This is a genomic window from Ruminococcus sp., from assembly GCF_016283395.1.
The window spans coordinates 11,373-37,102 of sequence record NZ_JAEEMU010000056.1; the positions used below are offsets into that span (position 1 = coordinate 11,373).

Genomic DNA, 25,730 nt, shown 5'->3' on the forward strand with positions numbered 1-25,730 from the left:
AATTAACGGCTTTTGCCGCATAAATAATGAGAGGGTAATATTTATGTTTAACTGTAAAAAAACTGCCGCTTTTATCGCAGGTCTTATACTCTGCGCATCATCTGCGGCTTCACCTTTAGTCTCTTATGCAGTTATTGACGGTGCATCTGTTGAGGCAAATGACGGAGTCGAAGCTACAACTGCTGCTGCGGAAGAGGATTACAAGACCAGCGGCGATTTCAAGTATTCTCTTACTTCCGAGGGAAATATCTGTATCGAGGACTGCACCAGCACTGCGGAGTCTCTCGTTATACCCGATACTCTTGAAGGCAAAAAAGTAACAGAGCTTGGCAAGACTGCTCTTGGTAAAGACCACGAAAGCAATCCGTACACTTCCGTTACTATCCCTGCTTCCATTGAGTATATCTCCGCAGACAACCCTTTTATGTACTGCACAAAGCTCAAGGAGATAAAAGTAGACAGCGGTAATGCTGAGTATACTTCTGTTGAAGGAGTCCTCTTTACCAAGGACATGAAAACTCTGATATGCTATCCGTGGTGCAAGGAGGGCGACAGCTATACTATCCCCGAGGGAGTTACTACTCTCGGATTTGCTTCGTTCTACAGTGCAAAACTCACCACTCTGAATTTCCCGACTTCGCTTGAGATGATAGGTGCTTTCGCATTCGGCGACATGATATACCTTAAATCCGTGGATCTCAGTAAGACTATAATAAAGGCTCTCCCTAACTATGCATTCTCGAATTGCAGCACAATGGAAAATATTATTTTCCCTGACAGTCTTGAAGCTATCGGCGGCGGTGCTTTTTCAAGCTGTAGTCTCATAAAGGATATAGCTCTCCCAGAGTCGCTCACGTCTATCGGACAGTATGCCTTCGTGGATACAGGGCTCGATACTATAGTTATCCCCGATTCTGTGCAGGAGATCGGCTATTCCGCTTTCGGATACCGCTCATCGGAATACGGCGGTATCATACCTATGAACGATTTTACCTTAGTCGGTAAGATAGGCGGTGCAGCTTACAAATATTCTACAGACTCCGACAGCGACTACGACTATAAAAACAGCTTCACTTTCCTCACCCGTGAGGAATATACACAGGAGAAAGAGCTCCTGAACTTAGAAACTGTCAATTCAGGCGATTATACCTACGCTATCAAGAACAATACAACTCTGCTCATCTCATGCAGAGCTGCGGACAAGACCGTTACTGTACCCTCGGAAATAGACGGAAATACAATAACTGTCGTATACCCCGGCTGCTTCACACCTTGTCAGGCTGAGGAGATAATCCTGCCCGATACAGTCACTGAAATAAGAGAAAGTGCATTCCTGCAATGTCCAGAGCTCAAAACTCTCATTATCCCCGAAAGTGTAAAGAAAATAGGTCAGGCTGCCTTTGCTGAATGTGCAAAGCTTGAAACTATCGAGTTCAAGGGTGCTGAGACTATCGCAGAAGCTGTGTTCAGCGGCTGCGGCGCACTGAAAAAAGTAACAGCCGCAGGCTGTCTGAAGGACTGGCAGGACGATGAACCTTTCGTATACTGCCCGCTGCTTGAAGAAATAAACATCGGTGAGGGCGACGGAAATTACAGCTCTAACGACGGTATCCTCTACTCAAAGGACAAGACTTCACTTCTCTGCTACCCTGCAAATAAATCGGGCGACAGCTTCACTGTTCCCAACAGTGTAAAGGAGATAGGCATGTCTGCTTTCCTCAACAATAAGAACATCAAAAGCGTGAAAATGTCCAAAGTTGAGAAAATACTTGCATACGCATTTGAGGGCTGCTCAAATCTCAGCTCCGTTGAGGTCTCAGAAAAACTTAATACTATCGAAGCAGACGCATTTTATAACTGCACTTCACTGAAAAGCCTGAGACTTTACGAAAACCTCAAAACTATCGGCACTTGTGCATTCGGTTACTGCAAGGACCATTCTTCCGATGCTGAAACCGATACTGATACTGACACCGACTCGAAGGACTCCGAAACAGGCAATGACCTTCTCGTTGCAGGCTTCAAGCTCTATGCTCCCGAAAGCTCTAAGGCATATGAATACGCTAAAGAAAACGGCATTGAGGTCATTACAAATACAACAGAAATACTCGGAAAGAACATGGATACACGCTTCCTTTATACCCTAATCGGCATCATAAGCGCAGCTATCCTCACAGTCCTCGGCATACTCATCGGCAAGGGCGTAAAAAAGAAGAAGGCTGCTGCTGATAAAGCCAGAAGAAAAGAAAAGGCAGCCGAGCTCCGCAGCAAGAAGCAGGAGGAAGAAAAGGCTGACGAGGACGCAGATGACGATGATGAAGAATATGAGGACGATGAGGAGGAAGTATCCGATGAGGATTGATATAAAAAAGGCTGCCGCTTTATTTGTAGCAGGCTTTATGACATTATGCAGCGTACCGTTCAGTGCTGCTGCTGATAATTTACAGGGTGCAGGCGACGATCCGTTGACTGACGGTTCGTTTGTCTTTGAGCTCACAGACGACAATACTTACAAGATAACTCAGTGTACGGCTACTATCGTAGAATCCATACCTTCAATGAGAAACGGTACTGCTGTAACAGCTATCGGTGAGGGCGCATTTCTGAACTGTACTGCAATAACCTCACTTGATATCCCCGACTCTGTAACTACTATTGAACCAAGAGCCTTTTACGGCTGTGCATCGCTCAAAAACGTAAAACTGCCGAAAAAGCTGAAATCTCTCGGTGAATATGCATTCTTCTCGTGCAGTGCTCTCGAAAGCGTAAAGCTGCCTGATACACTTACGGAAGTTGCTCCGTTTACATTCGCACTTTGCGATAATCTTGAAAATGTAGAGCTTCCCGATACCATAACTTCATTCGGCGACTATGCATTTTATCAGTGCGGCAAGATAAGCTCATTCCGTCTGCCTGCTTCGCTTAAAGAAATAAACGACAACGCTATGGGCTGCTGGTTCTCAATAAATGATATTGATGCTTCCGCAACGAGCAATTTCATCTATGAGAACGAGATGCTAATGGATAAAGACAAGCACTTTATCTACCGTGCTTCAACTGAGATAAGCGGCGATGTAGTCATTCCCAACGGTGTAAACACTGTCAAAAGCGGTGCATTTTCCACCTGCGCCCAGATAACCAATCTGTTCCTGCCTAATTCGCTGGTATACATAGAAGACGAAGCGTTCAGGAACTGCTCATCTATCAAGAAAACTGACTTCGCAGAGGGCCTCAAAAGCATCGGATTTGGTGCATTTATGTTCGATATGGGACTTGAGACCGTAGACCTGCCGGCTTCTCTTGAACTTATTGACGAACTTGGTTTTGCTTATTGTATGAAGCTGAATAAGGTAGTGCTTACAGAGGGACTAAAGACCATAGGCAAGGAAGCGTTCCTCGGCTGTGAGGAGCTGAAACAGGTAAATATACCAAAGAGCGTAGCTCAGGTCGGTGAAGATGCTTTCGGTTTCACTTATGCAAACGAGCAGAAAACCAAGGTAAGCGGCTTCTCTATGAGCGTGTTCTCAAGCTCGGCAGCTGAAAAATACGCAAAGGCTAACAGTATAGAGTATACAGCCAAAGATGTAAATATTGCGAAGTTTGCTTTTATAGCTGCAATGGTAGGTATTATCATTGCCGTTATCGTATTCGCAATAGTCCTTATGAAGCGCAGCAAAAAAACAGCTCCCACAAGCGCAAGAAAGGCTGCAAAAGAAGCTGCTAAAAAGGTTAAGGAAGAAGCTGAGGAAAGAGAATACAAGAAGCTCATCGCCGATGAAAATGACGATGATGACGATGATGGCGATGAAGAGGACGACTCAGAAGAATATGATGATGACATTTCCGACGAGGACGATGACTCAGAAGAAGATGCCGAAGAAGAATAAATTGAAAATCATAGGGGCGGATAATATCCGCCCCTTTTATTTCGTAATTAAAGTCCCGTAAGCGATGTACGAGTATGGGCGCAGTGTCACGCTGCTTATTTCTTCTTGATTATGTCGTTTCTGGAGACTTGTTTCCTGTCGATATCCTTCAGAATAAAGCCTGCATTTGCGCCCTCAGAAACCGACTCGCACACTTTGCGGAACTGCTCTATACCAATAATAGTCGTTGGTGTGCCTGCGTTTCCATTGTGTACCAGCAGCACATTGTCACCCACAAAGAACACGCCGCCTGTTACAGTACCCGTAACTACCGTGCCTCTGCCTGTTATAGTAAAAACATCGGTAACAACAAACTCTGAATACGTACCCTCTGCAACTCCCGACTGCGGAGTATAATACGCCTCGTATTCGCGAAGCTCCTTTTCATCATCGGTCATAAAACCCGTATCAGAAGGTTCGCGGTTGAATATCTTGTCCTTGAGCTTATCCAGAAATCCCATGATCTTACCTCCATTTCATTGTCTGTTAGTTTTTTCGTTCTTCATCATTCTTTCCCATGCAGGCGACTTTGAACGCAGTTTTTCGGCTGATTTAGTGATAACTTCGAGGATATAGCTGATATCCTCATCTGTTATATCCTCCTCTATAGAAAGTCTCAGGGAGCTGTGAGCAGCTTCACTGCTGAGACCAATAGACATAAGTACGTGTGACGGGTCATTTGAGCCCGATGTACAGGCTGAACCCGATGAACCGCAGATACCGTTCAGGTCAAGCATGAGCAGGAGTGCTTCCCCGTCAATACCCTCAAAGGAGATATTGATATTCCCTGCAAGCCGCCTTTCCCTGTCGCCGTTAAGACGGGTATGCGGTATTTTGAGAAGCCCGTCAATAAGGCGGTCTCTCTTTGAAGCTGTTACAGCAGCTTTTTCTGCAATACTGCGCGTTGCAGCTTCTACGGCTGCTCCAAGACCTACGATAGCAGGCACATTTTCCGTACCTGCACGTTTTCCGCGCTCCTGACCGCCGCCGTGTATAAGATTAGGCAGAACTATACCCTTGCGGATATAAAGTGCGCCTATCCCTTTCTGAGCGTGTATCTTATGCCCCGAAACTGAAAGCATATCTATGACCTGCCTGTGTACGTCAATATCAACGTGTCCCACAGCCTGTACTGCGTCTGTGTGGAAAAGCACTCCCTTTTCCCTGCACAAAGCAGCTATCTCGCCAACTGGCTGGATAGTGCCTATCTCGTTATTTGCGTACATGACAGTAACAAGTGCAGTATCATCGCGTATAGCCTTTTTTACGTCCTCGGGGTCGATAAGCCCCTTGTCATTTACAGGGATATATGTTACTTCAAAGCCGCGGTCACTGAGATATCCGCAGGTGTGGAGCACAGAATGATGCTCGAAAACGGAAGTAACGATGTGCTTCTTACCCTTTTCAGTCATAAGCTCCGCAGCACCCTTTATAGCCCAGTTATTCGACTCTGACCCGCCGCTTGTAAAGAATATCTCTCTCGGCTCTGCACCTATTGACTTTGCCGCTTTTTCACGGGCTGTCTCAACAGCCTTCTGTGCGTCGCGTCCCAGCTTGTATATACTCGAAGCGTTGCCGTATGCCGTTGTGAAATAGGGCAGCATAGCGTTCAGGACTTCCTCCGAGACTGCCGTAGTCGCAGCATTATCTGCATAAACAAATCGCTTTTCCAAAGGATATTTCTCCTATTTCGAGTAAATATCGCGCTGTTCCACTGCAAGTCGGTCACAGCGTTCGTTTTCGGGGTGTCCTGCGTGTCCCTTTACCCAATTGAACGTAACGTCATGCTTTTCAAGGAGCGGCAGGAGCTGCTCCCACAGGTCAACGTTCAAAGCAGGCTTCTTGTCGGACTTTATCCAGCCCTTTTTCTTCCAGCCGTATACCCAGCCCTTAGTTACGCTGTCAACTACGTATTTGCTGTCGGTAGTAAGAATGACTTTGCATGGCTCTTTCAGAGCCGACAGTCCTGTGATGACACCGAGAAGTTCCATTCTGTTGTTGGTGGTGGCACTGTCGCCGCCAGAGAGCTCCTTTTCTATATTGCCGAAACGAAGCACTACACCGTATCCCCCGGGACCCGGATTGCCGCTGCAAGCACCGTCTGTGAATATCTCAACTGTTTTTATATGTCTCACCCCTGATTAAGTGATTAGTGGTTAGTTATTAGTAGGGGCGACGTAATCGCCGTCCTATCTTCTTAATATCATTTTACAATAAAATAAACATAAAATCAATAGGCAGTCCATAAGTAACACATCGCAAAGTTTGCTGCCGCTAACAATGAAAGAACGAAAAGGGCGGATAATATCCGCCCCTACATTGTTTTTTGCTGCGGACACCCAATGGGCGTCCCTACAATTATGAATTATGCATTATTAATTACGCATTAATAAGCCTTGCCCCAGTATACCATATACTTAGCAGGCTTGCCGCAGCATACGCACTTGTCGCTGATCTGCTCCTGCTCGAACGGGATACATCTTGAGCCAACGCCTGTCTTTTCCTTTACCTCGTCCTCGCAAGCTTCTTCGCCGCACCACATTGCCTTTACGAAGCCGTCGCCCTTTTCTTCAAGAGCATTTTTGATCTCGTCAAGAGTTGTGCAGGTATAAGTTCTGTTTGCACGGTTCTCGGCAGCCTTATTGAACATACCCTCGGGTATCTCCTTTTCGAGGAGTGCCTTTACATATACAGCAAGATCGCCGAGAGCTACTGTTTTCTTTTCGCCGCTGTAACGTACAGCTACGATGCACTGATTTTCCTCGATATCACGAGGTCCTATCTCGATACGAACAGGTACGCCCTTCATTTCGTACTCAGCAAACTTCCAGCCCGGTGAGTTCTCGCTGTCATCGACCTTGACTCTGATACCTGCGGCTTTGAGCTCATTGAGGAGCTCGTTTGCCTTGTCGAGAACGCCCTCCTTGTGCTGTGCGATAGGTACGATAACTGCCTGTATCGGAGCTACAGCAGGCGGAAGTACGAGACCGCTGTTGTCGCCGTGAGTCATGATAACTGCACCGATAAGACGAGTTGTTACGCCCCAGCTTGTCTGGTGAGGATTTACTCTCTTGTTTTCCTTGTCTGTATATTCAATGCCGAAAGCCTTTGCAAAGCCATCGCCGAAATAGTGTGAAGTACCAGCCTGTAAAGCCTTACCGTCATGCATAAGAGCTTCGATAGCGTATGTTGATACAGCTCCTGCGAACTTGTCGCTCTCTGTCTTTTTGCCCTTTACAACAGGCATAGCAAGTGACTTTTCACAGAAATCAGCATACACATTGAGCATACGCTCTGTCTCTTCAACAGCCTCCTCAGCTGTTGCGTGGATAGTATGACCTTCCTGCCACAGGAACTCTCTTGAGCGGAGGAAAGGACGTGTGGTCTTTTCCCAGCGAACAACGCTTACCCACTGGTTGTAGAGCTTAGGAAGATCGCGGTATGAATGAACTATATTAGCATAATGCTCACAGAAAAGAGTCTCGGAAGTAGGACGTACACAGAGTCTGTCCTCAAGCTTTTCGCTTCCGCCGTGAGTTACCCATGCAACCTCGGGAGCAAAGCCCTCAACGTGATCCTTTTCCTTCTGGAGAAGGCTCTCGGGAATAAACATAGGCATACAAACATTCTCGTGTCCAAGTTCCTTGAAAGTAGTATCAAGGATATGCTGCATATTTTCCCATATAGCGTAACCATAGGGACGTATTACCATACAGCCCTTAACGCTTGTATATTCGATAAGCTCTGCCTTTTTGCAGATGTCGGTATACCACTGAGCGAAATCCTCGTCCATTGAGGTTATCTCAGATACCAGCTTTTTATCTTTTGCCATAAATATGACCTCTTTCTGTAATATTTCAATAGATACATTAATTATATCATCTATTTATGATATTGTCAATCAAAAATCCCTGTCAGTACAGTCTTTCTGCTTATATCTGAACTAACATATATACAAGCAGGTATGTGCAGACTAAAGCTCCGACGATCATTACTCCGGCAATACACTTTCCGACAACTGTTTCGGGAGCTGAACCGCGGTTCTTTGCGAAATGTATTATCAGAAGCACCACTGCAAGAGCGTTATAAACGCCTATAATGAGCCATATGATGTTCATTTTGTTGTAGAGCAGGTCTATGTAATCGGCACTCCTGATGCTCCTGTAGTCTACTCCAGAAAAATTCTCCTGCACTTTTTTGCTTGTGCTCTTTACATTGCCCTTTATTTCAATACCGCTTATATTCTTATAGGTCTCGCTGTCAAAGTTTTTGCCGAAGTCCTTGTCAGCACGTACCAGCACTCCATGCTGCATATCATCTGACATGATAATATAGTAGTATTCATCGATAAGCGGTATAAATCCGAACTTGTGAGTATACTCAAAATTCGGGTGACTTGCACCATATGAAGGTACACCGCTTACACGGCTGCCGTATACAGAACCATTGCTGAAAGCGTCATCAAGTGACATACTTTTCTTTGTCATGCCCGATATGCCCATATATAAGCCAAGTGCTGCCAAAAGAACCATGATTATTATAGCAGGCACAGGCGAGGCTTTCTTTCTGCCGCCTTCAAATGTTGGGGTTCCGTCCGAAAAATTTCTAAGATCCATAATTATTCTCCTTAGTATAGTATTCGTAAGTATATTGAGATTTGCGGGGTGATACAATACACGCTTATGATATCACAAATGCTTAAAAAAGTCAATATACTGCAAAAAGCTGCACGTACAAGCCGTGCAGCTTTTATATTTACCATATCATGTCTGAATTGAATTATTTTGAAGCGTTTCCGCCGACTTCCTGTAAGCCGTCTAAACCGCCCTCAAGATTGCGCTTGCCGAGGAGATACTCCTGTATTGCAAGTGCATCGTCGTTTGTAACACCCTTGCTTGTGCCTGCTATATCAGCATTTGCCCAGCCCTGCTTTGTGATAGCGTGTTCGTCTGTACCGTCGATGCCGTACTTGTTAGGGTTAGCAAGTGCCTGCATGATGATAACAACGTCACCCATGTCGATCTGACTGTCATTATTTGCGTCGCCGAGCTTAGTTACCTTAACTTCTTCGCCTACAGATGTTGTTGTCTGAGCAGAAGTTGTAACTGATGTGGTCGTAGTAGTTGTTGTTGTTGTAGTTACCTTGCCGACGTCTGGAATAGTAGTTCTTACAGGATCAGCAGCAGTTCTGTCGCCTACGATATCCTTGAATGCAGGCTTAGCCATATATTCCTTATCGAAGATGAGCGGATTCTGTGAAGCTCTCCAGCTCTTAGGGTCTGTAACGCCCCAGAAGATAACAGCTGAGATCTTATCAGCATACTTCTCATAGAGCTTGAAGAGTCCCTTGTAGTAATCGCCCTGAACGTCGAAATACTTGTCGCCTGATTTATCCTGTACAGTAGCATCGAGCTCTGTTATCTGAACATCAAGACCGAGTTCTGTGTACTTCTTGAGAGCTGTTTCATACATAGAGAGTGACGGGAATGCTGCCTGTAAGCTCTCTCTTACATCAAGGTGAGACTGCATACCGATACCGTCGATATTGCCTGCCTTCTTGAGTCTTTCAGCCATTTCGCATACAGCGTTCATCTTGCCTGTCATGTACTCGTTAAAGTCGTTGTAGTAGAGCTTACAGCCCTCAGGAGCATACTTTCTTGCATACTCGAAAGCGTAATCAATGAATGAGTTGTCACCGAATACAGCTACCCAGTCAGAAGCAGCGTAGTTGTTTGACTGAGCGCAGTGACCTGCCTCACGCGGCTTTCCGTCATCTGTCCATGCTTCGTTTACAACGTCACAAGCATAGAAGTCTATATCAGGGTAAAGCTTTGTAAGAGTCTCGAAATAGCTCTTGATGTAGTTCTCCATACGCTTCTTCATCTTCTCGGGAGAAACGTAATCCTTCTTCTCGTCGAAGTCCTCCTTGAAGAACCACTCAGGAGTCTGGCTGTGCCATACGAGAGTGTGAACTCTTACAGGTATACCGTATTTTCTTGCATAATTGAGAACAGGCTTAGCCTGTGCAAAGCTTATCTGAGGAGTCGTGTCGTCGCCTGTCTCCTCGAAATATTTAAGTGTAGCGTCCTTATTGAGAACATAGTCGGGCTTCATCTGGTTGCCGACTGTGATGCTCTCGCCGAAGTGCTTCTGTACAAGATCCATAAATGGCTGTGAAGCAAGATCATCAGGAGTAAGAGCAGTACCTACCTTGAACTGATCCTTGTATAACTCACTGAGTGAAGGAAGATCCTTCTCAATATCTATATGAGGAGCTTCAACGATCTTGAAGTCGTCAATGTAAAGATCATCCGAACCGCCCTCAAAGTAAACATAAACACCTTCCATACCGTCGCTGTAGCTGATCGGTACGTCCTTTACTGTAGCCCAGTCGCTGCCGTTCAGGTTCTGAACGAGGTTGGAGTAAGATGTAACTCCGTCAGCTGTTGACTGGAAGCTGAGCATTGCGCTTGTGTAGTACTTGCCCTTTACTGAAGCACTGAGGTAATACTGCTTATTTGGTTCGAGTACACCGTCAAGACGGAATGCTGGACCATTCCAGCTCTCACTTCTGCCGCTTGCAAGAAGTCCGCTCTTGCCGCTCTTTGCAGCATCTGCCGAAATAGATACCTTTGTAGTATCATCGCCGCCTCTGTTTGACCAGTTAGCGAGATCGTCCTCACTCTCAAAGCCAAGGTCAAATACTACTTTTCCCTCTGCTGATGCGGATACCTTGTTGTTTGTCAGCTGTATGTCTGCGGGTGCTACCGCATGAACAGCTGCTGCTGTTGCTGTCAGTGTCATAGCTGCACCCATAACACCTGCGATCAGCTGGTTGATGTGTTTTCCTTTCATAGTAAATTCCTCCAAAAATAAATTTTTGTGTTTATATTGTATCACGATTGTACAAATAAGTCAATGATAGCACCATATAATGAGCAATAAATGGAAAGTTTCACTATAAACTGTAACAAAAAATGGTCAAGGCAGCGTGACGCTGCACCCTTGCCACGTTGGCACTCGTAAACTCGCTCACTCTTATCAATCCCCATACTTGTACATCGCTTACGGCACTTTAATTACAAATTACGCATTGCAAGTTAAAAAGGGCGGATAATATGCCCCCCGTTAATTACGATGCAGGCACATGAGCGCATTGTAGGGACGACCACTGGTCGTTCGTGTACGGATTTGATGTTGTATGTTTGCGGACGCGCATTGCGCGTCTCTACAATGTATATCATGGTATTTGTTATGGAAACACGGGTGAGCGGAACTCGCCCCTACAAGCTAATGGCTAAGGGCTTAAGGCTGACAATTTGCACACAATTTCATGGAATATCCACTCATTTTTCTACTTCAAAAAGATGAAACGAAACGTGAGAAAGAGAGAGAAACAGAGCATAAGTGAGAGATTGAGAGAGAAAATAGGGTATATATTAAAAAAATTCCTAAAAAAACCTTGACATACTCTTTTATATCGTGTATAATAAGTCTTGCACTGTGAAGGAACAGGCGTTTTTTCGGGAAGCAAGAGGCAGGTCCTTAAGCTTCATTCGGAGGCTCTGCCTCTTGTTTCCGTATTCGCTTTCCTTCCGAAATATAATTACAGGAGGAAAATATTATGTCAACTACACTGGCAAAACCCGCTGAAGTAAGCCGTACTTGGTATATCCTCGACGCTGAGGGTCAGTCCCTCGGTCGTGTTGCTGCTAAGGCTGCTCACATTCTCAGAGGCAAGCATAAGCCCACTTATACTCCCAACGTAGATTGCGGAGATCACGTTATCGTTATCAACTGCGCTAAGGCTGTTCTTACAGGAAGAAAGCTCGAGCAGAAGAAGTACTACTGGCACACAGGCTGGATCGGCGGTCTCAAGTCCATTTCTTACAAGGACATGATGGCTGAGCAGGCTGACAGAGCTATGATGATCGCTGTTAACGGTATGCTCCCTAACAACAGCCTTGGCAGAGCTCAGCTCAAGAGACTCAGAACCTACAAGGACGCTAATCACAAGCAGGAGGCTCAGAAGCCTGTTGCTTACGAGCTTTAATAGGAGGTGCTTTTAAATGTACGAATCAAAAGTTAAATACTACTACGGAACAGGCAGAAGAAAGCACTCCGTAGCAAGAGTAAGAATTTACCCAGGTTCAGGTAATGTTACTATAAACGGCAGAGGCATCGACGAGTATTTCGGTCTCGAAACACTCAAGCTCATCGTTCGTCAACCTCTCGCTCTTACTGACAATGTTGAGAAGTTCGACGTTGTTTGCACTGTTGCAGGCGGCGGCGTTACAGGTCAGGCTGGTGCTATCAGACACGGTATCTCAAGAGCTCTTCTTGAATTCGATGCTGAGCTCCGTCCTGCTCTCAAGAAGGCTGGATTCCTCACTCGTGACCCAAGAATGAAGGAGAGAAAGAAGTACGGTCTCAAGGCTGCTCGTCGCGCTCCTCAGTTCTCAAAGAGATAATCACACACCTCAAAATCTGCGTATCTACGCACTTTGCGAGTGTTCCAAAACTCTTTGGTCAACTATTGGTCAAGTCAATCACCTCCCTGTTCGCGCAGGGAGGTTTTTATTTGCCTTTACGCAAGGCACAGCTCGATCTGCTCGGCAGTTCGGGCTTTTGTTTTTCGCAGAACATCGGCGTAGATGTCGGCGGTGACGTTCACATCACAGTGACCAAGATGTTCGGACACAACTTTCAGATCGATACCGCTGTTCAGGAGCATTGTTGCGTTGCAGTGACGAAGCTGATGCAGCGTCATATCCTCGAACTCAGTTCCCTTGGTAAAACGTTTGAGGGACTGATATACCGAATTGCGGTCACGGTAGTTCCCTCTTGCGGACACGAACACCATTTCAGGGTGAGCGAAATCATCACCGAGGGCGAGTTTCAGTTTCTCGATGTAGTCCCTTTGAGCGAGAAGGACTTTTTTCAACTCCTGCCCCATACCGATGATGCGGATACTGCTCTCGGTCTTAGGATCGGTCAGCTCATGCTTTCCACCTATATCGGTCAGCGTGTGGTTTATGGAGATCGTGTTGTGCTCAAAGTCAATGTCCTCCCACGCAAGTCCGAGACACTCACCAGAACGCATACCCGTGTACAGCAGTACCTTGATGATACGCTTGAAGTCCTCGTCCCACGGCTTGTTTTCAAGGTAAGCCATAAACCTTTTGAGCTTGTCCTCCTCCAGAGCCTTGTTCTTGCGGCTTTTCTTCCGCTTCGGCAGTACCACGTTACGGCAGGGAGTGTCACGGATAAAGCCCTGCTCTGCTCCTCTGCGGAAGATGCTCTGCACAATGACGTACAGCTTCTTGACCGTCGCAGGATTCAGGTCATAGGACTGCATTATCTGCGTCAGCCTGGGAGCGTTTATGTCCTTGACTTTTACGTTGCCAAGAACAGGCTCGATGTGATTCTTATACTGCCCCCAATAGGTGTAGACGGTACTTTCTTTCAGCTCCTGGGGAGCGTAGTTTGTGAAATACCAGTCGGCAAGCTCTGAAAATCGCATATTCTCGTTGAGCAGAGAGTAACCCTTGCAGTGTCTCTCGAACTCAAAAGCGTACTCCTGAGCCAGCTTCTCAGCTTTCTTTTCAGTCACCCCGACAGGCGGAGTGAAGGTGGTCGATTTTACAAGCTGTTTGCCGTTCATATCGTAGCCGACAAACACCCTGATACGGAATGTGTTTCCACGTTTTGTTATATTTGCCAATGTAAATCCCTCCAAATTTACACTATGGCATATCTCTGTATTTAGCATTGTAGCGCACTATTCTCTCTTTGTCAAGCGCTTTCCGAGATATGCCATAGCTTTTTGTCTTTTATTCTAACTCTGAATTTCTTGTTTTGTTAAACTTATACCGGGCAAAATCCTCCGCAAGTCCACAGGCAGTTATGAAAGCCCTTGCCTTTTGCAGGTCACGGGAGAGCTGTTCCTCACGCTTGATACGCTGAGCTTCGGCATTCTGCTTTTCACGGGAGAAATAACGCTTGTTATCTTCCTTTTTCTTGTACTCCGAAAGCTCTGAGGAGACTGCTGCCAGCTGCGTTTTCAGCTTGTCACGCTCCTGAACAGCGTCATCACGTTCCTTGCGGAGCTTCTTAGTCTGCTTCTGAGATGCGACTTCTTTCTTTGCAAGGTCGGACACATTCTCCCAGTCCTCCTGAGAGACAGTCACCTTACCGCCGAACACGGTCTTGCCGGTCTCCACGCTGTCTATCTCAGTCAGCTTCACCTTTTTCCTGGACACCTTTTCAAACTCCTCAACAGCTTCGTCACGCTCGGCGGTGAGCCTTTCAATCTCGGCATTGAGAGCATCAATCCTGTCCTGATGCTCGCCGTACTCCTCGACCGTGTAGCTGTACCCTCTGGACTTCTTAGGCTCGCTGATCTCGATATCGTGAGCGTTGCAGATATTCTTCAGGATATCCCACTCACTTCTCCTCCAGCGATCATTCGATTTCACATCATTACCGAAGCCCATTTCCTCCAAAGCCTTGTTCTTGGCATTGCGGACTTCAAGTCCACGGGCGAAGTGACCTACGGGGATATAGTTGATGTGCAGATGCGGTGTAGATTCATCGAGGTGGAGAACCGCATTGAACACATAAAGGTTCGGATTCCTCTGCTGAAAGCCCTCCATGTATTCACGCAGGCATTCAGTCGTTATCTCAGCATCGGGAGTGCCGACCGCTGTATCTTTTCTCGTTCCTATGTAAACAAGATGTTCGTAGAAGCTCTTTTGCTTGTTCGTACCCGTGATAACACTCTTGCTCGGCAGGCGGTTGAACAGGTGCTCAAAGTAATTGTGTATCTTCCTGTCATTTCTTTTCTGACGGGCATTGTATTTCTCGACTGCTTCATCAAAAAGCTGGTGGTAGGCATCGCTCAAAGCCTGCTGAACGAACACAACATTGTTCGGTGTTCTGGAGCTGTCTATGTTCCTGGCAGTGAACTCTCGGTTGTTATGTGAAAGGCTGCCTTTACCCTCGCACATCGAGATAGATTTTATATTCATTTTTATCTCTCCTTTTTAATGTGTATCTTAACCCTCTGATGAGGGAATTGCTGACGCAAAGTCCTGACGGACAGATTGGCTTGTAACGATACGGAGATCGGCAAACCAAACGGCTCGGAGAGCCGGAATTACTTGCGGAGTGCCGCCAGTAAACCCCAAAGCACTTTTGACAGCCTACCCGGACTATCAAAAATGCTATTGTGGCTCTGCGAGGCTAAAACGGCTGGCGGAGCAGCCGAAAATGTGGGTACAATTATTCTGAATCGTACCCATGAGAGCTGTGGAAAAACGCATTACAATTTTGAAAAAATCACATATCGGAAGTGATATTTTTTCAAAAAACAGCCCTCATATTTTTCAAAAAATCTGCAATCTGTTCCACGATATTTTTCATGGACAGCCGATCTGCTTTATTGAAGTTAATGAACTCCAGACAGAGGTACTCTGCGTAGTCCAAGTGATGCAGGGAATACACAAATCTTTCATCACATTTTTCATCGTGAGAAGCAGGAGCAAGCTGTCTCCATTCACGCATCAGCCACAGGTAATCATTGAGTGTTCGCCAAGCGGACTTTTCCCATTCTTCATAGGCTCGTTTTTCCTGAACACGCTTCTGATATTCGGACACTTCTTTCGCAGTCGGAGCTTTACCGATCTCGATATTCAAACCGAAGTCCTCATTCAGCTTTTTTACTGCATCAATAGGCTTGTCCAGTCCGAACATTTTCTGCGTGAATACGATAACATCAACGTGTGTTCCGCAGCCGAAGCAGTGCAGGGCATCGGGATAGATTTTCGCAGAGGGAGTACGCTCATTGTGAAAGGGACAAAGTGCCATACCGCCACGGTCAATATGTAAGCCGTATCCCTCTGCAACCGTTCTCATATCAATAGCAGATTTTACTTGCTCGAATATCGTCACGCTCAGAACGGGATAGAGTTGTAGAAGTCGAGAGCCGACTTGTAAACGTTCTGCTCCTGTTCGGTCAGGAAATGGCAGGGATCGCAGTCCTTGTTATCGGCAGCATAGAAGCCACGATAGAACAGCGTGTGGAGCATCTTGTAGTAAAGCTCCTCCTGCTCGGCATCATCGAAAGTATGGATACCGTTGCAGAGATCATTCTCGTTGTATTCGCACATATTATCACCCCCTCTCAGTTCTGAAAATAGTTTAGCAGGTCAGCCTTATTGACAAGTATCTTGCCACGGACACCCTCGCCTGTGCGGATATACTTGATCTTATTCTGAGCAACGAGCATACGCACGGTGTGTTCGGAAAGCCCGTCAATAAGCTCCGTACACTCTTTCACGGTGAGCATCTTCACCTTTTCAGGCTTTTTCTCGGTGGGCGCGGGAGCGTTCTCCACAGGCTCATCATAGGCGATAGCAGTCATAAGCTCCAGTATCTGGTTCAGCATTGTCTCTTTCTGTTCTCTTGTAAGCATAATAAATACCTCATCTTTCTCTTTTCTCTGAGTTGTATTATTGTGTACTATCAGCATTTTCAACACTATCAAGTCCGAAAATGCTGATAATGTCGATCGTTCATATGTTGGGATTGATAAAAACCATGATCCCGCTTTTGTTGTTCCCATTCGCTCCCTGCACTTTCTCACGTCGGAGGTAGTTGTATTCCTCCAACATATCCATTGTCTCAGCGAAGTCAGCAGCATTCTTGAACAGCGTACATCGGCAGAGCTTGTACAAGTCATTCTGCCTGATGTTGGTTATATGCTTGGAGCGTATCTTGTTGAGTACCCTCTCAGCCTTTATCGTTCCGAGGTCAACATCTCCGAGACTGTAAGCGTAGATAGCCTGTTCACGGAAATACTCGCCTATCTCAATGGCATTGCAGAACGTATCAAGTGTTACACGGTTCTCCACGGGCTCAACACCGTTCAATGCACACTTGATACAGTGAATGATACCGCATAGGCGGAGCAGTTCGCCGTGGTACTTACCGCCCCAGTCCTTGCAGAAAGCCATATCCGTGACAAGGTGCGGCTCGATAAAGTTGTTGTAATAGTCAACGAACTCTCCGTATGCCTTTGCATCGAAATGCAGATAAAGCTCTTTCTCGTCATGGTAGGTGAACTTAGCTCCGAGGAGCTTGTACACAAGGTTCTTGTAATTCTCAGCGACTTGCTCAGGCACAGCTTGCGTATCATACTTTCGTGAACCGATGTTGCTGACAGGAAAACAATACATGAACCTTGCTATCAGACCGCTGCCACGAAACACAGGATTGTTTATCATACCGTCGAACACATAAGGCTGACAGGCAAGGCAGATGCTCATGTAGGGCTTTTTTAGCACAATGCTCGCTCTGGTAGCTCGGTCGCTGATGTAGGTCTCGCCGTTCCATGATTTCAGCAGGAGGTCGAGGTTCGGGACATTATTGGAATAACGTCCGCTGAAATTGCCGAGCATTCCTGCTTCATCGGAGATCATAAGAAGTGTGCCGTTTTCTTCGAGCAGGTTCACAAGGGATTCGGGTGTCACATCGTCCACCGCTATCCTGCGGAAGTTGCTTGCAGGGATATTGCTTATCTTCGTCTGGAGCTTGGCAATTTCCTCAGCTGTCACATCTTTCTTCTTTTCAAGGGCTTCTAGCTTGCTCAACAAGAGCTTGCGTTCCGCCTGAGATTGAAAGATATCCTGCTTGTTGTTCTCATTCCAGTCGTGTGCAAACTGAATGTACGGACGCTTTATAAGTGACATAACAGGTGACTTCTTGAAGCTCGGCTCCGCTATCGTCAGCGTGTCAAGTACCAGAGGTTCGGTGGGGTCACGCTTGGCAGACATTCGATACACGCCCGAGAAGCAGTAGCTCACAGCCGAGAGTATCGAAGTCCCTGCCATTGCAACGTCCGTTGAGGTAGTTGTCGCTATCGCCTGCGCCATATCACCTATTATAGGTGGGAGGGCGTTCACAGGGAACGGCAGGAGGTTTGTCCCGTCGGGACGGAGGAGTGTGGGTGTTGCCCACTGGTCGTTGGTCAATATAGATTATCGCCTTTCTTCTATTATTATATAAAGCGCTTTATATTCGTGGCGGCCAACATAGGCTATGCTGCTCCGCTGTTAGGTATCGTTCTCTCCTGACAATCCAATTTTACCATAACGGCACTTAGTAAATCTATAATATCACGTTATAATTTGCGCAAATAACGTTAATTACCTCGTTTATATTATAACGTATCATGATTTGAACGTTATTATCTTGACTTTTTCAGGTTGTAATGGTATAATTATCATAACGTATTCTATCTTGAACGTTATAGAAAAGGAGCGTAATATGGGCAAAGATAAAAAAATCCTGCTCTATCGCATCGACGAGCAGGCTAAAAACGTGATATTTGTTGTTACTGAGGATAACGAGAGCGTATGGGGAAAAATCTCCGAGGACGCATACACCGTTATCAGCTTTGATGATGTATTCAGGGACATAACGGAGTTCAGGAGCAACTTCCTTGACTATGAGCAGCTCACCAATGAGCTTATAGGAGCTATCAACGGCAGGGGTGCTGTGTTCCGTGAGATATTGGAAAGGTTTGATGATAATCGCCTGAACAGTTTCAACTTCTTTACACGTTATTATTCCGACACGCTCCGTGGTGTGTTCACCGAAGCGAGAGCAGATATAGACAAGGCAGGAGCTTTCTTCAATACCCGTGCCTTGAAGAAGTCCACCGAGTATGTGAATGATGTTTTCAATCATATCCGTGAGGTTATGCGTGATGACTGGAATTTTGATTTCAACTCCGAAAGCGATATGAAAGCGTTTCGGCTCAGTTTTGATAAGATTATCATACGGGGAAATGACCGTAACGATATTTACACCGTAGCCGATACAGCCCTTGTGACCTTCTTCTATGATTTCAGCTTTGCGATTCATAAGATGAAGCTATATGTTTGCAAGTGTAAGTATTGCGGTAAGGTATTCCTCGGAAAGAAAAATGCAGTCGCCTGCGAATCAGAGAACTGTCAGGCAACCTACCAGCGAGAAGTCAAGAATGCCAAAAGGCGCAAAAGAGAGAACGGTACTTACAAGGTATACAGCACAAGGCTCAGTAACTATATCGGTCAGCAGAAAACAAAACTGTATGCCGAGGTGCTTGATGATCCTGCACTTGTGGAGAAGTATGACCAGCAGCGCAAGGTTTTCACTAAGCAGATGCAGGATAAGCTCGATGAGTATGAAGCCGAGAACCGCCTGCCTGATGAGGAGCTGAGTGCTTTCTATGAGAAGATGAAGCAGGACGTTATGAGTTTTGTGTATGCTTTGGAGGCTGAGGCGGAGTGAGAGAAACTTTGATCCCAGCGGAGTCGAAGTTGAATTCAGCGTAAAATCGGGGAATGGTGTTGCTTTTTCGGCAATGCTATGATATAATGTAGACAGCAGAATACTATGATTTCTGGGGGGTGAACAAATGCAAAAACGCAACAATTTAGCATATGAAAAGCCTGAATTAGCTGAGGAATGGCATCCTACTAAAAATGGGGATTTATCACCATCTGATGTTTCAAGTAAGTCAGGAATAGAAGCTTGGTGGTTAGGCAAATGTGGTCATGAGTGGAAAACCAAAATAATAAATAGAACAAGTGGTAAAGGGTGTCCATATTGTTCAGGACGATATGCAATTGTTGGAGTTAATGATCTTTTAACTTTAAATCCGGAACTAGCAAGGCAGTGGAATTATGCAAAAAACGGAGTCCTTACACCTAAAGATGTGAAACCTAAATCCAATAGGAAAGTATGGTGGATATGCGAAAAAGGGCATGAATGGGAAGCGATTATTGCAGATAGAACAAGCGGAAAGGGCTGCCCTATTTGTTCAGGTAAAAAAGTGCTGTATGGCTATAATGATCTTGCAACGAATTGTCCTGAGATTGCAGAACAATGGAATGAACTCAAAAACGGTGATTTAACTCCGCAGAATGTGACTATTGGTTCTCACAAAAAAGTATGGTGGAGATGCAATAATGGTCATGAATGGCAGGCATGTATATGTGACCGAGTAAACGGGAATGGATGTCCCTATTGTTCCGGTCGTATGGCGATAACTGGAATCAACGACTTTTCAACCCTTTATCCTGAATTAGTTAAAGAGTGGGATTACGAAAAGAATGGAGAATTATTACCCAATACCGTAAAAGCACACTCAAATATAAAAGTGTGGTGGATTTGTGAACTGCATCATTCTTGGCAAGCAGTCATTTCAGATCGGGCAGAAGGAAGCGGTTGTCCATTTTGCCAAGCGGAATTCAAAACCTCTTTTCCTGAACAAGCAGTGTTCTTCTATTTATGTCAATTCACGAAAGCAGAGAATCGTTTTAAATTAGGAAAGAATGAGATCGACATCTATCTGCCACAATTGAAAATAGGAATAGAATATGATGGATTATACTTTCATAGCACAAGAGCAGCGGAAAAGAGAGAAAAAACAAAAAATTCTGCTCTACATAACTATGGTATCAACCTGATAAGAATTAAAGAATCTGAAAATGAAAACAGTATCGTTGATAATGTGATTTACTATGTGCCAAATCACTGCCGTTCAAATCTAACAGCAGCAGTAATACAACTATTTCTACTAATTGATAAAATTGCAAAAACTAACTTTTCTAAAGAATTAAAGGTTAATATAGAGAAGGACAGAATTGAAATCTATCAACAATATAAGCAAACCATCAAAAGTGACAGTTTAGCAGAGAAGTATCCTGATATAGCCAAGGAGTGGAATAAACAAAAAAACGGTTCTTTGTGTCCTGAAATGTTTTCAGGTGCAAGTCATCAACGAGTTTGGTGGGAATGCTGTAATGGACACGAATGGCAGGCGATAATCAGCAATCGAACTACTCAACGCACTGGATGCCCATTCTGTGCAGGAAAAAAAGTCTTAACGGGATTTAATGATTTGGCTTCTGTTTGTCCAGATATTGCAGCACAATGGCATCCAACCCGAAATTCTCCTCTTACTCCAGAAAGTGTAACGTTAAGTTCCAATAAAAAAGTCTGGTGGATTTGCGAGAAAGGTCATTCTTATGAGATGGTAATAAATAATAAGACTGCTGGACAAGGATGCCCATATTGTTCTGGACGTTACGCTATACCAGGCGAAAGTGATCTTGCAACAATGTATCCGACCATAGCTGCACAGTGGCATCCTGTAAAAAACGGAGAACAAGCGCCACAGTACATTAAGCCCAAATCCAACAAGAAAGTTTGGTGGATATGTGATAAGGGACACGATTGGACTGCTAAAGTGGTCGATAGAGTGAAGGGAAGCGGATGCCCTTATTGTTCAGGACGGTATGTAATAAGGGGCATAAATGATTTGCTTACAGTTAATCCTGAGTTAGCCAAGGAATGGGATAGTGAAAAAAACGGAACTTTGACTCCTTGTGATGTAAAAACAGGATCAAATAAAATGGTATGGTGGAGATGTTCTAAATGCGGGCATAGTTGGAAATCCTCGGTTAATAATCGAAATAAACACCATGCTTGTCCTAATTGCCATAATAAATATTGGGAATAAATGGAGACAGTTCTGAACTTTGATTCCGGCGGAGTCAAAGTTGAAAATAGCGTGAAATTGGGGAATAGTGTTGCTTTTTTTAACGTAGTCATGGTATAATCTATATAAGGATTTACTCTTATGTCATCAGTGGCAAGCTCAACACCGTGAGCGAGTGCATCGCGGAGCTGGTGAAAATGTATCAAAGGAGGCAGACGTATGAAACCGCAAGTACAGAAAAAGCCGGTCAGTGCTGAGGAGCATCAGAAGATGATCCGGAGCGTTGCCGGAACAATGGCGATCGAGGGGCTTACGTTGAGTGAAGCAAGCAGGCGCAACCTTGACAGATATGCCAGCGGTCAGGCGAATTTCCAGCAGATCATGGCAGAGCTGAAAGCAAAGTATCAGAGGGCGGAGTAATGTTTTCAAAATATGATGTGTACACCACGGTGCAGTCGCTCTACTGCTATCCGGATTCTGATGTGCTGAAAAATAAGCTGAATATCAGGGACAGGGACGAACTGAAAAGGGCGGAGGAGGAGATTACCGCCCTCAAACAGTATATGCTGATGGAATCCCCTATCAAGGGGAGATTCTCCAAGACGCAGCTTATGAATATCCACCGTTTTCTGTTCGAGGACATCTACCCATTTGCAGGTCATATTCGTCGTGAGCAGATCAGCAAGGGTGATACCATGTTCTATCCGCCGCACCTGATCGGTCAAGAGCTTGACAAGGTGTTTTCCAAGTTGCATAGCGAGAAAATGCTTCACGAAACGGACAGGAAACGCCAGATTGAGCATTTGTCCTATATCATGTCGGAATTGAATATCATTCACCCATTCCGTGAAGGCAACGGCAGAAGCATCCGTGAGCTGATACGGTGTATGGCAATCCATTATGGCTTTACACTGGACTGGAGCCGTGTGGATCGGGATACGATGCTCGATGCGGCGGTAAGGTCGGTAGTGGATGACAGGGCGTTTTGTGATGTGATCGTGGCGTGTGTTGTTGAGAGATAGAGATACAATGAAATAAGTCTAAATAAGAAATGAGGTACAAATATGAATAGCAATCCATTTTATAATCAGTTTTTTAATCAGCAGTATGTAAATCCCGACTATTATCGACAGAGTCAGGAACAGATCATTCAGTATCAGCAGGAGCAAAGCAAAGAGGTGCAGAACGTGGTAAAAGCTGTTCACGACCTTTGTGATGCCTACAAGAAGTTGGATCCACAGCATCAGCAGCAGGCGTTTTATCTGGCTCTTGCGGAGATGGCGAAGGAATCCGGATGGAACAGCAGATAACTATTATTTGAGAAGGTGATACTATGCCCCGAGGAAAAAACATAAATCTCTTCCTTATGGACGGAGATGCAAGCGGACGTATAAAATGTACCCTTGCCAACTGGACAGGTGTTGCGTATAAGATACCTCGTACCGAAATAGAAAAATGCAAGAACCGTGAAGATCTGAAATGGAGCGGTGTGTATTTCCTTTTTGGCGTTTCCGATGATACCGGGGAGAACAGCGCTTATATAGGACAGGCAGGCATCAGGAAGAATGGCGAGGGCATTCTCTACCGCCTTATGGAGCATAAGCGGAATCCCGATAAGGACTACTGGACGGAAGCCGTAGTATTCACCACCTCCAACAACTCCTTCGGTCCGACAGAGATAAGCTACCTTGAAAATAAGTTCTGCAACCTGGCAATCGAAGCCAACAGGTACATCGTCAAGAACGGAAATGATCCGTCTCCAGGACATATCACGGAGGAGAAAGAGAGCGAGCTGGAGGAGTTCGTGGACTATGCGAAGCTCATTATGGGTACGCTCGGACATAAGATATTCGTTCCGCTTAATAAGACCGCTCCTGTTATCGAAGATACCACAGATACTGCATCTGAGGAGATAGAGCTTTTCTTCACTCGCACTATCAAGAAGCTCAACTTTACCGTCGAAGCATCTGCCAAGCAGACTGCTGAGGGCTTTGTTGTTCTGAAAGGTAGCAAGATTGCTCCAAGTAGTGGTGCAGATGATACCATATCGCCTGGCAACCGCAAGAAGCGTGAGGAGTGCAAAATCACAGACAATATCTTACAGGAGGACGTGCTGTTCACCAGCCCTTCCAGTGCTGCTGAATTTGTTACGGGGAAAAGCTGTAACGGCTGGGTCTCATGGAAAACTAAGAACGGTAAGACGTTGCATGATTTGGAAGATCAAATCTAATCATGTTAATAGAATCGAAACTGTCATTTATAAACAATTTAAAGATGAGGACACAAGCATATGGAGATTAATGAATTCATAAGCAAGATTGAAACCGAAAAGCCTTCAAATATAACCAAAGTATTTTTCTCAAGAAAAAACACCAATGGTAATAAGTATATTACACATCAGCCTTCTGTATCAAATGCTGTCCAGTATAGTATTTTAGAAACAATATTGCCATTTATTAAAAGTCAGTTAAATAACAACATAGTTCCATATAATCCTGTTGGGACAATAGACGGAAGCATAGAAAAATTAGGTATAGCAAGCGTAGATGGATTACGGAAATTTCAGGAAAGCTTATCGGAAGATAATCTTAATATAGATATGTCCACAATGAGGATAGACAAGATAGGCTTTTATTGTATAAGAATCCAAATCGACGATGATATAATGTTTATCTTTAGGCAATTCCAAAAACTTGTAAAGCTACGAAAAGGCTTGTTAACAAGATTGATTGATAATGAATTGAACACAACCGAAAGTGATTTTCTAGGAATAGACGAGTTTACTGATATTATTGTTTATTCTGATGATATGTATATTTTAAATCATATAGGCTTAGAAAGAATTTTCAACTACAAAGATGTATTCTTAAACAACACAAATACTGCATTATCAGAAATTGAAAACAAGAATGTTATTCTAAATTTCGATCAATTTACAGATGATTGCAGGAAAGATGTTCGCATTATGAAGCGTTTTACAAGTATTATGGCAAATGGGCGCTTACCGCTTTTCTTTGAAAACTATGATAAAGTGCCCAGTATAGTTGAGGAATTAGGATTAGATATAGAATTTGATGAAGATAAGAAACTAATATACAGAGAAAAATCTCAGCTGTTTCATATTATCAATTTATTATCAGATGCTTATTTTAAATCTCTTTTAGCTCAAAGACCAGGCGTAGCAATGATTGAGGGGGAAATATAGTTGACTAAGTTTTCAAATTGGGTTATTTACACGGCTTCATATCTTCCGCTATCAATCTTTCAAACCATAAGATTTGTTGTTATAATAATAAAAGAAACAAATGACACTACAAAACACTCAACAATCTTAGAAGTTATAAAAGTGCAAGGTGTTTCTCAAATTATCATTCTATTATTATCATTACTATGTTACCTGGATTTTATAATTTTTGCAATTTTAATCCATAAAACGAATGCAAATGAACGTATATACAGCAGAATTAAGAATAACAGCCTTGTTGATATGATTGGCTTTTTAGGATTCTATATATTATCGTTACTCACTATTGAAAGCGATTATATATGGTTAATTATAAATGCAATTGGATACATAGTTGTTGGAATTGTTATCACAAAATCAGAAAAGATATATCTTTGCCCATCCTATTTGTTTTTAGGCTATTTATTGTATGAAACCGATGATGATCATAAAGTATTGGTTCGACTTAGTAGAGAAAAATACAATATCCTTTTGGATGATAGTTCAAATGGAATTGAAGCCAAACAACTAACCGTCACATCACACTTAGTTAAAACCAATAAATGATTCATAACGAAAAACGACTGTACCCGAAGGCACAGCCGTAAACGATCAAATATAAACCATACACTCAAAAATTGCTTCTCTCGCCATGTATACGAAGCAGTTATCCAGACCGAGCATTTTCTCGGCATCACCGCTGAGAACAGCTTTCTGATAGCAGCTATCGGTCTGCTTCCAAAGCTCCACCTGGCGTGTGATAGCTTCACTGACTTTCAGTTCCATATCAGCGAGGTACTGAATGATCTTCCCCTCGTTGACGAGCCTGCGAAGCCTATCGGGACAATGGCTGTCAGAGAAATGAAGATGATACCTGATGAAGTCGGTATGGTACGTCTTGCTTTCCTCGGTCTGAGTATCGACATTGAAGTGGGTGACGGTCACGGTGCTGGTATCCAAGTCCCACAGCGGAACATATTTCTTTTTCAGTGGGTTGTATGCGATCTGTTCGCTCTTGTATCTGCTCATA

At 44.5% G+C, this 25,730-nt stretch carries 25 protein-coding genes; 12 read left to right on the top strand and 13 right to left on the bottom strand.

Features of this window, described 5'->3' with window-relative positions; all coding sequences use genetic code 11:
- The first annotated feature begins 43 nt into the window (after positions 1 to 43).
- Both QZZ41_RS14430 and QZZ41_RS14435 read left to right on the top strand, forming a co-directional pair.
- Positions 44 to 2,362 carry a leucine-rich repeat domain-containing protein gene (locus QZZ41_RS14430; RefSeq protein WP_295073679.1) on the top strand — a complete coding sequence of 773 codons (2,319 nt, stop codon included), beginning with the start codon at positions 44 to 46 and terminating at the stop codon, positions 2,360 to 2,362.
- On the top strand, positions 2,352 to 3,887 hold the full coding sequence (locus QZZ41_RS14435) for a leucine-rich repeat domain-containing protein (RefSeq protein WP_295073682.1): 1,536 nt from the start codon (positions 2,352 to 2,354) through the stop codon (positions 3,885 to 3,887). The genes QZZ41_RS14430 and QZZ41_RS14435 overlap by 11 nt, the downstream gene beginning before the upstream one ends.
- Before the next feature lie 95 nt (positions 3,888 to 3,982).
- Here QZZ41_RS14435 and QZZ41_RS14440 read toward each other — a convergent pair whose 3' ends face one another.
- The 6 genes from QZZ41_RS14440 to QZZ41_RS14465 form a co-directional block, all read right to left on the bottom strand.
- Complete coding sequence (locus QZZ41_RS14440) at positions 3,983 to 4,387, bottom strand: EF-Tu/IF-2/RF-3 family GTPase (protein ID WP_295073684.1); 405 nt, start codon at positions 4,385 to 4,387, stop codon at positions 3,983 to 3,985.
- Positions 4,388 to 4,402: 15 nt separating this feature from the next.
- The gene (gene nifS / locus QZZ41_RS14445; protein WP_295073686.1) at positions 4,403 to 5,599 is read right to left on the bottom strand and encodes a cysteine desulfurase NifS; all 1,197 of its coding nucleotides are present in this window, start codon (positions 5,597 to 5,599) and stop codon (positions 4,403 to 4,405) included.
- Between the two features lie 12 nt (positions 5,600 to 5,611).
- Positions 5,612 to 6,052, bottom strand: coding sequence for a ribonuclease HI (gene rnhA, locus QZZ41_RS14450; protein WP_074718249.1), 441 nt, complete (start codon positions 6,050 to 6,052; stop codon positions 5,612 to 5,614).
- Positions 6,053 to 6,312: 260 nt separating this feature from the next.
- Positions 6,313 to 7,758: a proline--tRNA ligase gene (gene proS / locus QZZ41_RS14455; protein WP_295073689.1), complete on the bottom strand. Its 1,446-nt coding sequence runs from the start codon at positions 7,756 to 7,758 to the stop codon at positions 6,313 to 6,315.
- A gap of 100 nt (positions 7,759 to 7,858) precedes the next feature.
- Positions 7,859 to 8,542 carry a hypothetical protein gene (locus QZZ41_RS14460; RefSeq protein WP_295073692.1) on the bottom strand — a complete coding sequence of 228 codons (684 nt, stop codon included), beginning with the start codon at positions 8,540 to 8,542 and terminating at the stop codon, positions 7,859 to 7,861.
- A gap of 163 nt (positions 8,543 to 8,705) precedes the next feature.
- Positions 8,706 to 10,781: an endo-1,4-beta-xylanase gene (locus QZZ41_RS14465; protein ID WP_295073695.1), complete on the bottom strand. Its 2,076-nt coding sequence runs from the start codon at positions 10,779 to 10,781 to the stop codon at positions 8,706 to 8,708.
- Positions 10,782 to 11,550: 769 nt separating this feature from the next.
- Between QZZ41_RS14465 and rplM the strand changes: the two genes are divergently transcribed.
- Complete coding sequence (gene rplM / locus QZZ41_RS14470; protein WP_028517099.1) at positions 11,551 to 11,979, top strand: 50S ribosomal protein L13; 429 nt, start codon at positions 11,551 to 11,553, stop codon at positions 11,977 to 11,979.
- 16 nt (positions 11,980 to 11,995) lie between these two features.
- Positions 11,996 to 12,397: a 30S ribosomal protein S9 gene (rpsI, locus tag QZZ41_RS14475; RefSeq protein ID WP_074718234.1), complete on the top strand. Its 402-nt coding sequence runs from the start codon at positions 11,996 to 11,998 to the stop codon at positions 12,395 to 12,397.
- A gap of 116 nt (positions 12,398 to 12,513) precedes the next feature.
- Here rpsI and xerC read toward each other — a convergent pair whose 3' ends face one another.
- The 6 genes from xerC to QZZ41_RS14505 all read right to left on the bottom strand — a co-directional run bounded on the left by xerC (position 12,514) and on the right by QZZ41_RS14505 (position 17,959).
- Positions 12,514 to 13,650 carry a site-specific integrase gene (xerC, locus tag QZZ41_RS14480; RefSeq protein WP_295073699.1) on the bottom strand — a complete coding sequence of 379 codons (1,137 nt, stop codon included), beginning with the start codon at positions 13,648 to 13,650 and terminating at the stop codon, positions 12,514 to 12,516.
- A 109-nt stretch (positions 13,651 to 13,759) separates the two neighbouring features.
- Positions 13,760 to 14,956 (bottom strand): plasmid recombination protein, encoded by a 1,197-nt coding sequence (locus tag QZZ41_RS14485; protein ID WP_295073702.1) that lies wholly within the window; start codon positions 14,954 to 14,956, stop codon positions 13,760 to 13,762.
- Between the two features lie 334 nt (positions 14,957 to 15,290).
- The gene (locus QZZ41_RS14490) at positions 15,291 to 15,878 is read right to left on the bottom strand and encodes a CHC2 zinc finger domain-containing protein (RefSeq protein WP_295073705.1); all 588 of its coding nucleotides are present in this window, start codon (positions 15,876 to 15,878) and stop codon (positions 15,291 to 15,293) included.
- Positions 15,879 to 15,880: 2 nt separating this feature from the next.
- Positions 15,881 to 16,096, bottom strand: a complete 216-nt coding sequence (locus QZZ41_RS14495) for a hypothetical protein (RefSeq protein ID WP_295073708.1) — start codon at positions 16,094 to 16,096, stop codon at positions 15,881 to 15,883.
- Between the two features lie 14 nt (positions 16,097 to 16,110).
- Positions 16,111 to 16,401, bottom strand: a complete 291-nt coding sequence (locus tag QZZ41_RS14500) for a DNA-binding protein (RefSeq protein ID WP_295073711.1) — start codon at positions 16,399 to 16,401, stop codon at positions 16,111 to 16,113.
- Positions 16,402 to 16,501: 100 nt separating this feature from the next.
- Complete coding sequence (locus QZZ41_RS14505) at positions 16,502 to 17,959, bottom strand: YfjI family protein (protein ID WP_295073713.1); 1,458 nt, start codon at positions 17,957 to 17,959, stop codon at positions 16,502 to 16,504.
- A 295-nt stretch (positions 17,960 to 18,254) separates the two neighbouring features.
- Here QZZ41_RS14505 and QZZ41_RS14510 point away from each other — a divergent pair, with 295 nt between their 5' ends.
- The 8 genes from QZZ41_RS14510 to QZZ41_RS14545 all read left to right on the top strand — a co-directional run bounded on the left by QZZ41_RS14510 (position 18,255) and on the right by QZZ41_RS14545 (position 25,267).
- Positions 18,255 to 19,262 (top strand): hypothetical protein, encoded by a 1,008-nt coding sequence (locus QZZ41_RS14510; RefSeq protein ID WP_295073716.1) that lies wholly within the window; start codon positions 18,255 to 18,257, stop codon positions 19,260 to 19,262.
- 127 nt (positions 19,263 to 19,389) lie between these two features.
- The gene (locus tag QZZ41_RS14515; protein WP_295073719.1) at positions 19,390 to 21,498 is read left to right on the top strand and encodes a zinc-ribbon domain-containing protein; all 2,109 of its coding nucleotides are present in this window, start codon (positions 19,390 to 19,392) and stop codon (positions 21,496 to 21,498) included.
- Positions 21,499 to 21,747: 249 nt separating this feature from the next.
- Positions 21,748 to 21,897 carry a hypothetical protein gene (locus QZZ41_RS14520; RefSeq protein ID WP_295073722.1) on the top strand — a complete coding sequence of 50 codons (150 nt, stop codon included), beginning with the start codon at positions 21,748 to 21,750 and terminating at the stop codon, positions 21,895 to 21,897.
- Entirely contained in the window at positions 21,897 to 22,499 is a 603-nt protein-coding gene (locus QZZ41_RS14525; protein ID WP_295073725.1) for a Fic family protein, read from the top strand. Before QZZ41_RS14520 ends, QZZ41_RS14525 begins: the two co-directional genes overlap by 1 nt.
- 42 nt (positions 22,500 to 22,541) lie before the next feature.
- The gene (locus QZZ41_RS14530) at positions 22,542 to 22,787 is read left to right on the top strand and encodes a hypothetical protein (protein ID WP_295073728.1); all 246 of its coding nucleotides are present in this window, start codon (positions 22,542 to 22,544) and stop codon (positions 22,785 to 22,787) included.
- A gap of 23 nt (positions 22,788 to 22,810) precedes the next feature.
- Positions 22,811 to 23,707, top strand: coding sequence for a GIY-YIG nuclease family protein (locus tag QZZ41_RS14535; RefSeq protein WP_295073731.1), 897 nt, complete (start codon positions 22,811 to 22,813; stop codon positions 23,705 to 23,707).
- Positions 23,708 to 23,767: 60 nt separating this feature from the next.
- Positions 23,768 to 24,682, top strand: a complete 915-nt coding sequence (locus QZZ41_RS14540; protein ID WP_295073734.1) for a Kiwa anti-phage protein KwaB-like domain-containing protein — start codon at positions 23,768 to 23,770, stop codon at positions 24,680 to 24,682.
- Positions 24,683 to 25,267, top strand: coding sequence for a hypothetical protein (locus QZZ41_RS14545; RefSeq protein ID WP_295073736.1), 585 nt, complete (start codon positions 24,683 to 24,685; stop codon positions 25,265 to 25,267).
- Positions 25,268 to 25,312: 45 nt separating this feature from the next.
- Here the strand turns inward: QZZ41_RS14545 and QZZ41_RS14550 are convergent, their stop codons facing one another.
- Positions 25,313 to 25,729 carry a hypothetical protein gene (locus tag QZZ41_RS14550; protein ID WP_295073739.1) on the bottom strand — a complete coding sequence of 139 codons (417 nt, stop codon included), beginning with the start codon at positions 25,727 to 25,729 and terminating at the stop codon, positions 25,313 to 25,315.
- Position 25,730 lies beyond the last annotated feature (1 nt).